Origin of the sequence: Candidatus Fukatsuia symbiotica, assembly GCF_003122425.1 — a bacterium.
Taxonomy (GTDB): domain Bacteria; phylum Pseudomonadota; class Gammaproteobacteria; order Enterobacterales; family Enterobacteriaceae; genus Fukatsuia; species Fukatsuia symbiotica.
In genome coordinates, this window is the sequence record NZ_CP021659.1 from 1,066,764 (window position 1) to 1,080,955 (window position 14,192).

Consider the following 14,192-nt stretch of genomic DNA (forward strand, 5'->3'; position numbering starts at 1 on the left):
GAAAACCAGATGACAATACTAAATATAAATCAGGATATTGATGAATTACTGGAGCTGGATAGTGCCGCTCTGTCGCCATCAAAAAACCAATCCGTTTCTTTACATCAATTGCCTCAGACACTAACGATGGAGATTGGCTGCCTCACCCTCCCGACGGCTAAAATTGGTCAACTCAAGGTGGGGCAGACATTGAACTGTCAAAGCAATCACTACGGTGAAGTCAGCATTCGATTACGTGGGCAGCCAGTAGGCTCTGGCTACCTAGTCAGCTGTGACGATGAATTATTGGTGAAAATCGAACAGTGGTGGCTAACACCTTAGTGGTATAAACAACAAGCCCTAGTGGAATCGGCAATGGAATTACTTAATAGCTCCTACCAGTTGATCGTTTTGCTGTTTTTATTATCTGTATTACCACTCTTGGTGGTGATGGGGACGTCGTTTCTAAAGTTATCAGTGGTATTTTCTCTGCTACGTAACGCGCTCGGCGTGCAGCAAGTGCCGCCGAATATTGCTATTTATGGCCTGGCGTTAGTATTAACGGTGTTTATTATGGCACCGGTTGGGTTAGATGCGTATGAACGCCTGCAAGGAGAAAAATTGCCAGATGATATTGCCGCTCTTGCGCAAGAAATTGATAAAAAAGCATTGGAGCCTTATCGCGCTTTTTTACTGCGTCATACGGCGTCCGAACAAACCAGTTTTTTCTCTGATATCGTTAAAAACGATTGGCCGGAAAAATATCGCGATAAAATTAAATCTGATTCATTGCTGATATTGATGCCAGCCTTTACTGTCAGCCAACTGACAGAGGCGTTTAAAATTGGGCTATTACTCTATCTGCCTTTTGTGGCTATCGACCTCATTGTGTCTAATATATTACTGGCGATGGGAATGATGATGGTATCACCGATGACCATCTCTTTACCCTTTAAGCTACTTGTCTTTCTTATGGTCGGTGGGTGGCATCTGTTGTTGGGGCAATTAGTAGGATCATACACATGAGTAATGCCATTGTTGTTCAACTCACCACCCAGGTGTTGTGGATTGTTTTAATGCTTTCCATGCCAGTCGTGGTCGTTGCTTCAGTCGTTGGATTATTGATCAGCCTGTTTCAGGCCTTAACTCAGATACAGGACCAAACATTACAGTTTTTGCTTAAATTATTGGCAGTCTCGGTGACTTTGTTAGCCAGCTATCATTGGATGGGCAGTACGCTGTTGAACTATACCCACCAGGTTTTTTCACAAATCGGCAATATGCGTAACTGAAGTGGCTGAGCATCTATTTTGGGTAGCAGCATTAGCACTGGCGATGGTGCGACCATTTGGTATGTTATTGATTTTACCTTTGTTTACTGCTCGTAGTCTGGGTAGTAGTTTACTGCGTAATGGTTTAGTGGTGGCGATTGCTTTACCCATGACGCCGTTGTTTGTTTCATCGCCATTGATTACTTCCGGCTCACTGATCGCCTGGTTTTCACTGGTGTTGGTCGAATTATTGATCGGGGTGATCATTGGTTTTTTTGCCGCTTTGCCGTTTTGGGCGATAGATATGGCCGGCTTTTTGATAGATACCATGCGCGGTGCCACTATGGCGACCTTGCTTAACCCGACGATGGGGATGCAATCCTCTATTTTCGGTATTTTATTCACCCAGGTTTTATCCGTGCTGTTTTTGATCTCTGGTGGTTTTAATCAATTACTTTTGGTGCTGTACGGTTCTTATAAACTGTTGCCTCTTGGGCAAGGGATCATGCCTTCTGCATCCTTTTTTACCTTTATTAAAATACAGTGGAGACTCATGTTTGAACTCTGTATGACTTTTGCCTTGCCTGCATTATTGGTGATGTTATTAACAGATTTAGCCTTGGGGTTAATTAACCGCTCAGCACAGCAACTTAATGTTTTTTTTCTCGCTATGCCGATCAAAAGCGCGATGGCCCTATTTTTATTACTTATTGGTTTGCCCTTTGCGTTCCACCATTATTTGTCTCAAATTGATAATATTGAGCAAGATATGGGTAGGATCATTCAGTCATTAAGGAGTAGTGAATAGTGGCTGAAAAAAACGAACAACCCACCCCGAAAAAAATTAAGGACGCCCGTGAAAAAGGACAGGTAATTAAAAGTGTGGAAATCACTTCGGGTGCACAGCTGGTAGTGGTGTTGGTCTATTTTATGTTGACGGGTTACGATCTGGTCGATCAAGTCGCTGCGTTAATTATGAGTAGTATTGAACAACTAAATCAGCCGCTCAATATTGCGGCATTGCGTCTTGGTTCAGAAGCAACGTCACTGCTGGTGCATGTGACAGGTATTTTGGGCGGTGCCTTAGTATTGATAACCTTATTGATGGGGATTGTCCAAGTGGGCCCCTTATTGGCAACCAAGGCGCTTTCTTTTAAAGGGGAGAGGATTAATCCTATCAGTAATTTGCGTAATTTAGTGTCATTACGTAGCCTGTTCGAATTGGCGAAATCATTAACTAAAATTATTTTACTGTCATTAATTTTCGGTTATTTACTCAGTCGTTATGCTCCTACCTTTGGCTATTTATCCTATTGTGGCAGTGCCTGCGCCGTTCCGGTATTTGGTACGTTAATGAGCTGGCTGCTCGGTTCATTAATTGCCTGTTATTTATTGTTTGCTCTGCTCGACTATTCTTTTCAACGCCATAGCGTGATGAAGCAGCTAAGAATGTCGAAGGAAGAAGTTAAACGGGAACATAAAGATACCGAGGGCGATCCCCATATCAAACAGAAACGGCGGGAATTGCAACAGCAAATACAGAGCGGTAGTTTGGCGTCCAATGTGAAGCGATCAACCGCTGTGGTGCGTAATCCCACGCATTTTGCCGTTTGTTTGTTTTATCATCCAGAAGAAGCGCCTTTGCCCGTGGTGATCGAAAAGGGACATGCTGAGGTGGCAAGAACCATTATCAGGCTAGCGGAACAAATGGAGGTGCCAGTAGTAGAAAATGTGTCGCTAGCGAGGGCATTACATAGTGATGTCAATTGTGGTGATGTTATCCCCGAACATCTGTTTGAACCTGTCGCCGCATTATTGCGGATGGTATTGCAATTGGATTACCAAGCTGAGGAAGAGGAAGAGGGATGAGTGAGCAGGTTTGCACCGTTGATTGCCGCCGTTGGTGTCGGCTGAAGAGAGCTGGGTGCATCAGTGGGGAATAGAGGCATCGTCTGTACTAAGGTTTCTATCTCGGCAGCAGTTATTTCCTCTTCCTCTGTTCGTATTTTTTCGATTTTATTTTCCGAGGAGGTGAAATAGTTTTTAATGGTAATAGCATCATAGGTATTTCGCCATCTGATCATAATTTGCAAATTATCTTTATTTCTTTGAAAAAGCATTTCTTCTCTCCATATCGCTCCACTCAACAACAAGGTATCAGTACCGCCGCTGTCTTCAATTTCATCATAACCATCACCACGGGCAAAATGATAGGTGTCATCTCCGTTAGCGCCAAATAATTTATCGTCTCCAAGGCCACCGATAAATGTTTTTTTTCCTGCGCCCGTGGCGATTAAAATATCATTACCTGCACCACCGATTAAGCACCGATCGCGTTCACTGATATCAATGATAATATCGTCACCGTCCAACGCATCAAAGGTATTGTCAGTGAGGACTACTGCGCCAGATAATCTAATGATGTCGTTCCCTTCTGTCGCCTGCATGTCACTCTGTGTCTTATCAAGATAGGGTTGTTCTTGTTGGTCAACATTTAATTGATAAAAACCTCCTGATTTATCCATCAAGGCAATATGGCGATAACTGGCATCACGCATAAAATTTTTAATACGTATTGCCATATCGACATTATTATCTGGATCAGCAATCGCTCTGCTCAAAAGAATATCGTCACCGTCTCGGTCAATTTTATTCAGTTGTTCAATAGATAGGTTATGTAGTACCAACAGATCTAATTGAGGATCGGGTTGGGTGTCCTGGTTATCGAGGGTTATTTCTCGGCGCAAGGTAGCCCGGTTTGGCGAAATTTGATTGCTGTAAATATGGTAGATATCCGTCCCAGCATCTCCTTTCAATCTGTCATTGCCGTAGCGGCTGTATAATTGGTTATTTTGTTTATTCCCTTCCAGGTGATCATTAAAGGCAGTATCTTCAGCCATCAACTGGACAAAGCTGGGCAAGACCACCCTAGTACCCGCCACCGTTACCTCTCCTGGTTGCTCCATATACTGTTGTTTTAGATGAATAAAACCGTTTGTTGTGGGGGTGTTGAAAAAATCGAGGCTGCTTTTTCTGTGATCATAAGTCACCCTATATTGTGCTTTGAATGAGGGTGAAAATGGCCAGCAGTTATCTTCAGTATTCCACTTTATGACTGATGGCCATTCAGGGAATAGCTGCATGCCATCACGGGTTGATAAAAGATACTGTTTAACCTGCTCAACCTGAGTTTCGTCATTATCAGCGAGCCGATAGACATCCTGTAATCTCAAAATCGTTTCTGTACCATTATCGTTTTGCAACAATATTTCAATTCCGTAGCGCCTGCTTTTTGTATTAAGCCCGGTTATCCTTTTGTCTGGCTTAATAAATGTGACGGCCTTGATGTGATCAACGTGATAATCGAGCATGATATTACTAACTTCTTGCCTGGATGTTTCTTGCGATGAGCTTTCATCTATATTGATAACACTCAGATCAGTTTTTGGGTTTTGCAAAATATGGTAGGTATCTATTCCGTTACCCCCGTCAGCGAAGCCTCTGGCTAATACCAGGATATCATCGCCATCGTTACCATAGAGTTTGTCGTCACCCCCTTTACCATCGAGATGGTTGCTCTCTTGATTACCGATCAGAATATCGTTAGTCTCAGCATGCCCAACCGCATGTTCAATATTATCAATACGGGCAATTAAAGCCTCTTGTTCGTGATAGCGAACAGTACCCAGTTTGAGATCGATGTTATAACCTGTGCCTGCCGAAGGTTTGCTGTCAGCAATAATAATATTGCCATGACTCTTGCCGCCATTGAGTTTGCTGGCTGTTGTCGGTGCTGCCGCGCCTGTGAGGTAAAAAACATCAGCTAATTGACCACCGGTGTAGTCTTTACTGCCTGCAGCCACTTGAAATATGTTTTTTTTGTTGGGGTGGCCAATGGCAACATCGTTACCGCCGCCAAGATAAAAAAGAATGGCACCTTCTTGTACCATCGCTCCTGCTTGTTGATCGGGCTGTCTCTGATCCGCACTGGTGGGTACTGCTAGCGTTTTTCTTACACTGGCCGTCAGGCCACCCAGTGGATCACTTGCATCAACGACATCATCAACATCATGCAGATTAGTTGGCGTAAAATAGTGATACTGGCTGCTTCTCTCTGAAAAATGAAGTTTAAAGTATTTATATTTATGATGATTACGGTACTCTGTTTTGACACGAGGTATATCTTCTGGGTATATCCTGTCCTGATTGGTGAGTGGCAGTATTCTCAGTTTATTTCTTTTTCGACCAATTATTTTATAAACGAATAATATGCGATAGTTATTTTTTTGCAGATCAAAATCACCGCGGCTGTAATAGACTGTATTGATACCGCGTGTTGATGTGTTGACCATTTTATCTGCGTATTCATCTACAATGCGATCATAGTATGCACGCGCATTTTCCCTGGTCTGTTCCCTCTGTATGCGATTTTGCACCTCGGCTCTTGGCCCTGCTCCCCAGAATAATTGGACATAATTATCTATTTTTTCAGAGAAAGTTAATCGGGTATATTTTTCGATTGTCCGAAGTGTGCGAATAGCAGCATAATTTTGTGTTACCACGGTAATCGCCATGCTAATGGCAATCGATGCTGGCGTGGCGATTACCGCTACTCTGCCTCCTGCTGCTAAAGCAACACCACTGCTGATGCCGACAGCGGCATTGATTGTAGAAAGGGAAGCATTAACGATAATATCACGTCGGACATCGGGATTAATTTCTGATGACAGTTGGGAAAATAAACGGGCAGCGTTGACGATGTCTAGACTACTGGATAAAAGCCCTAAGGTTGGGGCAGCAAATTTAGTTAATTTAGTCGCCGTGTGAATACTGATCTGCCCGGTGCGGGAGCCGAACAGTTTGATCCCAAGGTGGGTGTGGCCAGCCCGAATAACGTGATTGGCGGATTGTAAGCGAGCGAGATAGCGATTCATACCAGTCAGACTGATATCCTGTACTTTATCTAAACCCATAGATGCGATAGTAATGTTTCTTTCAAAGATTAAATCTTCCCTTTGCCTTTTTGTCAGATCATTACGTGTTAACAGGCTGCTATATTGAAAAATGCCGGATATTCCGCTCCAGTAACCGTATTTTTTCATTATTTTGTTAGCATAGTGGTTCATTTGTCTGATCTGTTGCCAGTCAGTCCGTTTTTTATGCAATGATGACCATAATGTATCCGATGTAGCGTCGATTTGTGTTGGCTTGGTGTCGGCATCTACCAACAGTTTCGTTAGCTTAGCCAGCTCAGGAAACCTTTCCTTGGTCGTATCGATATTGACCTTAAAAACCTCAACGGGATACTGACCCTCTACCTGCGTTAATCCCCAGTGTTCCGCTCGAGTTGTGCTACCCCAAACGCTATTTTTTCCTGCCAGGTATTGCTGTACAGCGGCATAAAGTGCTCGCATATTATCGTTAGGATCTGAACCCGTGACGCGCATTTCCCCGATATTGGGTGCGTAGAGCAACGAAGTGTATTGTTCACCTTGCTGCTGATGGGTCAGTGCCAGGACATGGTTACCCACTTTTAATAAATAATGACCGGTCTCTCCGTTAAAAGCCGCTATCTGCTGGTGGGTAAAAAATGGTTGATTGCCTAGTGTTCTTTTTATCTGATTAAATAACTCACGCAAGTGATCTGTTTGTTGTGTTTTTTGCTGTGAAAGAAGGCTATCGGCTCTTTGTTCGTTTAATGCGGTATGAATTTCTAATCCTGTCAAAAACTGGTTTGCCGTTCTCTCTCCTTGAGAGCGGGCATCAAGCCATGCCAGAGCTAAGGTTGCAGTGTGCGAAGGTGTTTGGTGAGAGGTATGAGATGCCTTGTTGTCGGTATACAGCCCCTGTAAGACAAGTCGTGTGTCGATTTTTACCCGCGGTTCGTGATTATTTCTTCCCGCATCTATCAGAGCCACGGCTCCTTCAGTTTGTATCTCATTCCAGTGTTGAATCTGTTGCAGTGCTGCTTGACCACTTAAACCTGACTGAGGAGAAAGGTCTTGGAGTTGCAGCCCATGATGTACATTTTTACGCCAGGCTAAATAATGTACTTCATTAAAGGCGGTCAGTATGACGCGTTTGATGTCCAACTTACCGTCATGTTGGTGGAAAAAATCAGTGAGCAAAAGGTAATCTTGCGTATCCAGTGAATGATATTTTTTGTTACCTGATGCTAAATTATCTACCAGAATAATAATTTTCTCCAATCGTATCGCCAGATTATGGGTTAAGGACAAATCAGTTAGATCGAGATGCTGACCTTGTACGGGATTATCGAGGAGGTAACTTCTGGTTGTATTAAAGGTATCGCGATAAAGTTCTTTTGCTAGCGTCGGTTGTTCGATCGCAATAGGCGTGATCACTTCGGCGAAATCTGCTACAGCAACGGGGAAGAGTGCTTGATTAATTTGCTTTTCCAACTGTAAAAAAGCTGCACGACGACGATTAGAATTCGGATTTTTTTCAATATAAGTGCGTATTTGGTTTTTCAGGATAAAGGCCGTTTCGACACGTTCGGTACCTCGAGTGCGATGAAGCTTGTACAGGGAAGTAAGAATATTTTGATATAACGTACCTATGGGTTTCAAGGGTACCCTCGCTTCTTTCAACAGTTGATCACGAGACATCACCCGTCGAAATCCCATATCTGAGATGCTTTCTGTTTTAATAAGCCAGGAGTGTTATTCTATCCTCTTCGGTATTCGCATTAAATTGCTCAAACACATCACCGCTAAAGGGGAGTGTTGGATCGCTTTCATGTGATAACTTTTGTAAAGCACGTTTTACTGCGCCTGGCCCACTAATACCGATGGTTGCTTTTGCTTCGTCGGCAAGACCATCCAAACGGTAATCCATTGCCAGGAAAAGCTGAGGATCAGCATTCCGTGCATAACCATAATCGTGCTCGAATTTACTGGCGTACTCAAGACCTTTTTTTTGGCTAATATCACTGCTTTGCTTAATATTAATCAGTCCAGCTTCTGACAAACGGCGATAATTGTTGCCTATTTGTCGCAGCACCTCGGTTAAGGATCGGCTGTTAGCCGGTGCTACAATAGCGGCATTCGAGGTACCCCATAATATTTTTGCCAGTTGAATACCGTCTGGCGGTAATTTTTGTTGCCCTAATGCTTGGAAGAAATGACTTGGTGAGTGACCGACACTTTGGAGAAAGGTACGCAGCCTATTGACGAGAGCGGCATGTTCTGTACTTTGCCTGGCAAATTCGGCAGCATAATTGTGATATTGATTCGCATTAGCCAACGCCTGCCGATGGGGAAAATCTGCCTGTAAATGTTCCAGTACTAACTGTGTTTTCAGAAGATTGACACTGCCTCTCACCTGCAAGTGTTCAATTTTTGTCGTTATCTCTGCGGGGAAGGGGAGGGGTTTCCATTGAGGTAAAAAATCGATGTCAAAGTAGGCGCCTCCCTGCTGATGCAGTATCTCTAGTCGTAAAAGATCGGAAGCCGCCGCGAAGTTTTGTCGTAAAGCCAGTTCCTGATAGTAGTATCTTTTATCTATCCCTTGCCACGCCAGGCTATTAATGTCTTGCAGTACATAGTCTGTACCGGCGTTAGCGATGAAATGATCGAAAGAAGCCTGATTATCAGATTTGATACGCTCAAGCTTTTCTGCTGATCCTGCTAAATGGGTACAGATAAAATGGGACGCAGCCTGATCAAAGGTTTGATGACTCAGTGCGAGACTGATTTCTCTGTGTGCTTGATTTTGCAGTTGAATGACTTTATCAACCCAATCTCCTTCACCGATTAAGGTATCTTTGGCGGCAAAACTTTTTATCTGTCGACCCAGTTCACTCGCTAATAGTGCTTGAGGATCATACCAGACTTTTATTGTGTAACCCTGCTCACCGCCATTGATGCCGCCCCAGGCCTGAATATAGTCTTGTTGTATGCCACCCAGTTTACCTAACCAAACGAAATGTAAATTTTTGACGATATCTTGTCGTTGTGCAGAGGGGCTGACATTAACGGGATAAGTCATGAGCCTGTCTCCAAGAGACTATTTGCAATAGTCACGTACGTAAACCGCAACCACGGTTGATCAAATACCAGACAAAAGCATAAAAAACAGCAATAAAGGTGGCCAATACTGCAATGGTAACAGTCAGTGACATTTCAGCAACGCCGAGAAAACCATAACGAAAACCGCTGATCATATAAACGATCGGGTTAAGTTTGGAAACTGCTTGCCAGAAGGGAGGCAATAACGTCAACGAATAGAAGACACCTCCCAGATAAGTCAGTGGGGTGAGAACGAAGGTAGGCATCAGGCTAATATCGTCAAAAGTTTTAGCAAATACGGCATTTAACAAACCACCCAGCGAAAATAAAATCGCGGTTAGCAGTAAGATCAAAGCCAGCATTGACCAGGAATGCACCCGTAATGGCACAAAAAATAGAGAGATCAGCGTCACCAATATGCCGACGATAATCCCTCGTGCTACCCCCCTCCGATGTAGCCAATAATGATGATATGTGTTGGTACGGGTGCCACCAGGAGTTCTTCAATATTGCGTTGATATTTGGCATTGAAGAATGATGCTGCAACATTCGCGTAAGCGTTAGTAATAACCGCCATCATAATTAACCCTGGGACAATAAATTGCATGTAATCAACGCCGCCCATTTCACCAATCCTTGGACCAATCAGACTGCCGAAAATAACGAAATAAAGTGACATGGTAATAATCGGTGGTACGAGTGTCTGGATCCAGATGCGACTAAAACGCGTAATTTCTTTGATCCAAATACTTTGTAATGCAATCCAACATAAGCGGATCATATTGTTTTCTCCCATCCCTTTTATTGATCAGGCTTATTGAGCAGGTCAACAAATAGTTGTTCTAAGCGGTTTGTTTTATTGCGCATACTTTGTATCTGAATACCCTGTGAGCTGAGTTGGCTAAACAGGCTATTTAGCCCTTGTTCACGTTTGACATCAACTTCTAGTGTAGAAGTATCCTGCAAACAAAAGCGATAACCCGCTAACTGCGGCAGTGGGCTTTTGGGTGCCAGATCAAAAATAAATGTTTCCGATTCTAGTTTATTCAATAGCTTCTTCATTGAAGTATTTTCCACTAACTCCCCACCTTGGATAATACCAATATTGCGGCACAGCATTTCTGCCTCTTCCAAATAATGTGTCGTCAGAATAATGGTTGTTCCCTCGGTATTGAGTTCTTTTAGAAAGCTCCACATGGTGCGTCGCAATTCGATATCCACTCCGGCAGTCGGTTCATCTAGGATCAGCAATTTGGGTTTATGCATGAGTGCGCGAGCAATCATTAAACGGCGTTTCATCCCGCCGGATAAACGGATAGCACGTTCGTTACGCTTGTGCCAAAGATCGAGATGCCCGAGATATTTTGCTGCTCTTATTTTGGCTTGCTTGCGAGTGACACCGTAATAACCAGCTTGAGTTGTAACAATTTGTAGCACAGTTTCAAATGGGTTGAAGTTAAACTCCTGTGGTACTAAGCCAAGCTGATGTTTAGCATGAACAGGATTTTTATCAGTATCGTAACCAAACACCTGAACTTTACCGGCTGTTTTGTTAACCAGAGAGCTAATGATACCGATGGTTGTGGATTTACCCGCCCCGTTTGGGCCAAGTAGAGCATAGAAATCTCCTGCTTCGACCTGCAAATCGATACCTCGTAGTGCTTGTACCCCTCCTGAGTAGATTTTGGTGAGTCGGGATAATTCCAGTGCGTAAGCCATAAAAAGACCTTATTTAATGAATATTTCTTGGCTATAGTATATAGCGTGGTTTAGGTAACATGATTGTTTTTATTAATTCATATCAATGTATTAATGTAAATCTTTGCAATAGACTTCTTGCAAGACCGCAGAGAGTGCTGCGAAGTCAAAGCGCATGGAGCGCGGTGCGTGCTGTTGTTAACCCTCATGTATTTGCAAATAAGTTGTTGCGTTCGCTACCTCTTGATAACATCCTACGCCAATCCATTTATTACAGGTCATTTCCATCGATGAAAGAAATAACAGATCTTCTCGCCAATAATCAAACTTGGTCAGACTTAGTGAACAAAGAAGATCCAGGGTTTTTCACCGGTCTTGCTCAAGTGCAAAAGCCCCGCTTTCTGTGGATTGGTTGTTCCGACAGTCGTGTACCTGCAGAACGCTTGACGAGTCTGAAGCCAGGAGAATTGTTTGTTCATCGTAATGTTGCTAATTTAGTGATTCACACCGATTTCAACTGTCTGTCCGTAGTGCAATACGCAGTCGATATATTAGCCATCGAACATATCATTGTGTGTGGTCACTACGGTTGTGGCGGTGTTAAAGCGGCGCTAGAAAACGAGGAGAGAGGGTTGATCGACAATTGGCTACTACATATCCGCGACCTTTGGTATAAGCATAAAGATATACTCGGTACACTGCCTGTGGAAGTTCACCCCGATAGGCTGTGTGAAATCAATGTGATTGAGCAAGTTTATAATCTTGGGCATTCAACCATTGTTAACTCTGCCTGGAAACGTGGAAAAAAAGTGGTGTTACACGGGTGGATTTACGGTATTAAAGATGGTCGTCTCAGTGATTTAAACATCTCCTCAACCAGCAAGGAAACATTGGAAATGAATTACCGTAAAGCTATTGCTACGCTACATAATAATACAGTGCCATAAATAGTCGGGTTGCTGTACAGCAAATAAAAAGCAAGATCCGTGAACAGGATACGTTGCGAGATAACTCTAACAATGATGAAAAAAATCACTTTGATTGCGTTAGTTCTTTTTTTTATTGGATTTTCCTCTATCACTCAAGCGTTGAGTCAACCGGAGGCAGAGGAATTTGCTAATCTGGCTGCTGTTTTCGTTTATCTGCAAAATGAATGTGGCTATAACAATTTGCCAAATGCCGATATTAAACAGGCTTTGGTTTATTTTGCACAACAAAATCGTTGGGATTTAAGTAACTATAACAGTTTTAATATGAGCAAGTTAGGTAACGACAGTTATCACGATCTCAGAGGCATTGCCATTTCAAGACAGAAAAAATGCCGCTTTTTAGCACGTAGCTCATTGGTACCGTTGTCTCACACTAAGTAAGATCCCGTGGATTATCCCACTACTTGAAATTCCGTCGTGCAACATCCAGCAAAGTTGGCTATCATACTGCGCTTATTTTTATAGCAGTTACCTTTTTATGGTATTTACCGTCAGCAGAGGAGCTAAAGATGTCAGCAACAGAGTTCTGGCGTGAAAGGTTACATAACAACGTCGGTCAATATTTTTCAGTCGAAGAAAGGATATACACTGAAAAAACCGAACACCAGGATATCATTATCTTCAAAAATGCGGCTTTTGGTAGGGTGATGGCGCTCGATGGTGTGGTACAAACTACTGAGGGCGATGAGTTTATTTATCATGAAATGATGACTCATGTGCCGTTATTGGCTCATGGAAAAACGAAGAATGTATTGATTATCGGTGGTGGTGATGGTGGCATGTTACGTGAAGTCTGTCGCCATAAACAAATTGACAAGATTACTATGGTAGAAATTGATACCAAGGTCGTTGAGCTTTGCAAAAAATATTTACCCAATCATAGCGCTGGGGCTTATAACGATCGACGTTTTAAGCTGGTGATTGATGATGGGACTGATTTTGTTCAGAACACAGTAGAAAAGTTCGATGTGATCATCTCGGATTGTACCGACCCTGTGGGTCCAGGTAGCAGTCTGTTTACTTCTGAGTTCTATAAAGGTTGTGAGCGTTGTTTAAATGACGACGGTATCTTTGTTGCGCAAAATGGAGTCTGTTTTTTACAGGAAGAAGAAGTGATTAACAGCGACAAAAGACTGAAAGAGCTTTTTACTGATGTCGGTTTTTATCAGGCTGCTATTCCAAGCTATTACGGTGGTGTGATGACGTTCGCTTGGGCATCAAACAATTCGGCCTTACATCAGTTAGATCTCACAACGTTGCAACAACGTTTTGCCACAGCTAACCTGGAAAAATGCCGTTATTATAATCCAACCATCCATATTAGCAGTTTTGCGCTGCCACAATATTTGCTTGATACACTGTCACCTAAATAAGGAATCAATAGACTTCTTGCAAAATCGACTGTGTGCAGCAGATTCTGCGTTACGTGGTGCTCGCAATTCTCATGTCCTCGCCTGTACACCGTGTTACTGGCACCAAGCGCTTTGAATTTGCAGTACTCGCTACGGTTTTGCAAGAAGTCTAATAAGACATGAGACCTCTTCCGAAATCGACCTACGTGATCCTGTGCTGCGTAGTCGATTTCGAAAGAGGTCTGTTAAATAAAATTAGGTAATCCCCGGCTTTGCCGGGGGACTCCGTAAGGTTTGACCGTGTGGTGCGGTCACCCGAATCTTCTATCTCGACCAAGAGATAGGAAATTCAAATGAAAGATTACCAGAGTCTTAGCCATACGAAATGGGATTGTAAGTATCACATTGTTTTTATCCCGAAAGGCCGTAAAAAAACAATATTTGGTGAAATTAGAAAGCATCTCGGTGAGATGTTTCACGAGTTAGCAAGTCAGAAGGAATGCAAAATTATTGAAGGACATTTGATGATTGATCATATCCATATTTGCATAAGTATTCCGCCGAAATATTCAGTGTCATATGTAATGGGTTATCTAAAAGGAAAAAGTGCAATCTCAATCGTACGACGGTTTATGGGTAAAGTCCGGAATTATAGTGGTGAGAATTTTTGGGCTAGAGGTTACTTTGTATCTACAGTGGGTTTGAACGAAGAGCTGATACGAGCTTACATTCGATACCAAGAAAAACAAGACAATCATTATGAACAATTGAAGCTTAGGATGTAATGACCGCCTTCAGGCGGTTCAAGGTTTGTTGGCCTCTTCTAGGGGCTAATAATTAAAGCCCCCGGCTTTGCCGGGGATATTTACTATC

Annotated in this window: 12 protein-coding genes and 1 pseudogene; 9 read left to right on the forward strand and 4 right to left on the reverse strand. The window is 42.9% G+C overall.

The genetic code is table 11. The features are described 5' to 3' along the window. Positions 1–9: 9 nt before the first annotated feature. Genes CCS41_RS16485 through CCS41_RS05185 form a run of 5 tightly spaced genes read left to right on the forward strand, consistent with a single transcriptional unit; the run spans position 10 to position 3,119 of the window. On the forward strand, positions 10–321 hold the full coding sequence (locus tag CCS41_RS16485) for a FliM/FliN family flagellar motor switch protein (protein ID WP_240313853.1): 312 nt from the start codon (positions 10–12) through the stop codon (positions 319–321). A gap of 33 nt (positions 322–354) precedes the next feature. After that, complete coding sequence (gene sctR / locus CCS41_RS05170; RefSeq protein WP_119797307.1) at positions 355–1,005, forward strand: type III secretion system export apparatus subunit SctR; 651 nt, start codon at positions 355–357, stop codon at positions 1,003–1,005. Further along, on the forward strand, positions 1,002–1,271 hold the full coding sequence (locus CCS41_RS05175; RefSeq protein WP_072550240.1) for an EscS/YscS/HrcS family type III secretion system export apparatus protein: 270 nt from the start codon (positions 1,002–1,004) through the stop codon (positions 1,269–1,271). Before sctR ends, CCS41_RS05175 begins: the two co-directional genes overlap by 4 nt. A gap of 1 nt (position 1,272) precedes the next feature. Beyond that, positions 1,273–2,058, forward strand: coding sequence for a type III secretion system export apparatus subunit SctT (gene sctT / locus CCS41_RS05180; RefSeq protein WP_072550241.1), 786 nt, complete (start codon positions 1,273–1,275; stop codon positions 2,056–2,058). Continuing rightward, positions 2,055–3,119 carry an EscU/YscU/HrcU family type III secretion system export apparatus switch protein gene (locus tag CCS41_RS05185; protein WP_162860098.1) on the forward strand — a complete coding sequence of 355 codons (1,065 nt, stop codon included), beginning with the start codon at positions 2,055–2,057 and terminating at the stop codon, positions 3,117–3,119. The genes sctT and CCS41_RS05185 overlap by 4 nt, the downstream gene beginning before the upstream one ends. On the opposite strand, the gene CCS41_RS05190 is transcribed toward CCS41_RS05185, so the two are convergent. From CCS41_RS05190 to CCS41_RS05205, 4 genes and pseudogenes are all read right to left on the reverse strand, one after another. After that, positions 3,089–7,897, reverse strand: coding sequence for a membrane-targeted effector domain-containing toxin (locus CCS41_RS05190; RefSeq protein ID WP_083429599.1), 4,809 nt, complete (start codon positions 7,895–7,897; stop codon positions 3,089–3,091). The two genes, CCS41_RS05185 and CCS41_RS05190, sit on opposite strands and share 31 nt — an antisense overlap. Positions 7,898–7,916: 19 nt before the next feature. After that, complete coding sequence (locus CCS41_RS05195; RefSeq protein ID WP_072550244.1) at positions 7,917–9,260, reverse strand: TcdA/TcdB catalytic glycosyltransferase domain-containing protein; 1,344 nt, start codon at positions 9,258–9,260, stop codon at positions 7,917–7,919. A gap of 31 nt (positions 9,261–9,291) precedes the next feature. Next, positions 9,292–10,061, reverse strand: a pseudogene (locus CCS41_RS05200) (ABC transporter permease). Between the two features lie 20 nt (positions 10,062–10,081). Next, on the reverse strand, positions 10,082–10,999 hold the full coding sequence (locus CCS41_RS05205; RefSeq protein ID WP_072550246.1) for an ABC transporter ATP-binding protein: 918 nt from the start codon (positions 10,997–10,999) through the stop codon (positions 10,082–10,084). A 269-nt stretch (positions 11,000–11,268) separates the two neighbouring features. On the opposite strand from CCS41_RS05205, the gene can reads away from it, so the two are divergent. From can to tnpA, 4 genes are all read left to right on the forward strand, one after another. Next, positions 11,269–11,925 carry a carbonate dehydratase gene (can, locus tag CCS41_RS05210; protein WP_072550256.1) on the forward strand — a complete coding sequence of 219 codons (657 nt, stop codon included), beginning with the start codon at positions 11,269–11,271 and terminating at the stop codon, positions 11,923–11,925. A gap of 75 nt (positions 11,926–12,000) precedes the next feature. Then, a complete protein-coding gene (locus tag CCS41_RS05215) occupies positions 12,001–12,348 on the forward strand; it encodes a YacC family pilotin-like protein (protein ID WP_072550247.1) in 348 nt (115 codons plus the stop codon). Positions 12,349–12,476: 128 nt separating this feature from the next. Next, positions 12,477–13,340: a polyamine aminopropyltransferase gene (gene speE / locus CCS41_RS05220; protein ID WP_072550248.1), complete on the forward strand. Its 864-nt coding sequence runs from the start codon at positions 12,477–12,479 to the stop codon at positions 13,338–13,340. A gap of 332 nt (positions 13,341–13,672) precedes the next feature. Further along, entirely contained in the window at positions 13,673–14,104 is a 432-nt protein-coding gene (gene tnpA / locus CCS41_RS05225; RefSeq protein ID WP_119797021.1) for an IS200/IS605 family transposase, read from the forward strand. Positions 14,105–14,192: the final 88 nt, after the last annotated feature.